Below are 631 nucleotides of genomic sequence, written 5' to 3'. Positions count from 1 at the left end.
TCATCGAGATTTCAAGTTCGGGGCCTTCGGGCGCAATAGCTGCGTCTAGGGTCATTGTAGTCGGAATCTCTATGCAGTGGTACGTTGCGCCGCCATTAGCATGATTTCCACGTCGTAGTTTAGGACGAGCGCCGAGCCGACACTCGCGCGCGCCGGCACGGACCCCTGCGGAATCCACTTCTCGTAGGCTGCTGTCATTTCTGCCCAGTGTTTCATGTCGGTGAGCCAGATCGTCACCTGCAGGATGCGCGATTTGTCGGAACCGCTCAGGGCCAGCAAGCGGTCGATATTGGCAAGTGCTCCTTCGGTCTGTTCGGTGATAGAAGCGTTCGGCGAACCGGTTTGGCCACAGAGATAGACGATGCCGTTGTGGACAACGGCCTGGCTGTAGCGTGGGCCGGGCTCGATATGGGTGATGTCGTGGTTCATGGATGATCTCCTTTTTCATGCTTCGCTACGTGCGAGGAAACGGTCGCGGGCGAGCCGCAGGCGCGCGCCCCAGCCGAGCAGCGGCTGCGGTGGCAAGCGCTTCGGCCGACTGCGCTGTTCGATTAGCGGTATCCATTCGCTGTCCTGACGCGCAGCGAGGTTGGCAATTTCACGCCCCAGGAGATTGGCAAGGGCAAGCCCG

General features: G+C 60.2%; 2 protein-coding genes. Both read right to left on the bottom strand.

The features are described from left to right. Positions 1-69 precede the first annotated feature (69 nt). Positions 70-429, bottom strand: a complete 360-nt coding sequence (locus tag NKI97_RS35395) for a RidA family protein (protein ID WP_352838611.1) — start codon at positions 427-429, stop codon at positions 70-72. A 15-nt stretch (positions 430-444) separates the two neighbouring features. Then, a partial coding sequence (locus NKI97_RS35390) for a hypothetical protein (protein ID WP_352838610.1) occupies positions 445-631 on the bottom strand: 187 nt, incomplete at its 5' end.

It is taken from the genome of Mesorhizobium sp. M0296, from assembly GCF_040321675.1.
Lineage (GTDB): Bacteria > Pseudomonadota > Alphaproteobacteria > Rhizobiales > Rhizobiaceae > Mesorhizobium.
Note: the sequence above shows the minus strand (reverse complement) of the source record. Positions and strands in the feature narration are given on the sequence as shown.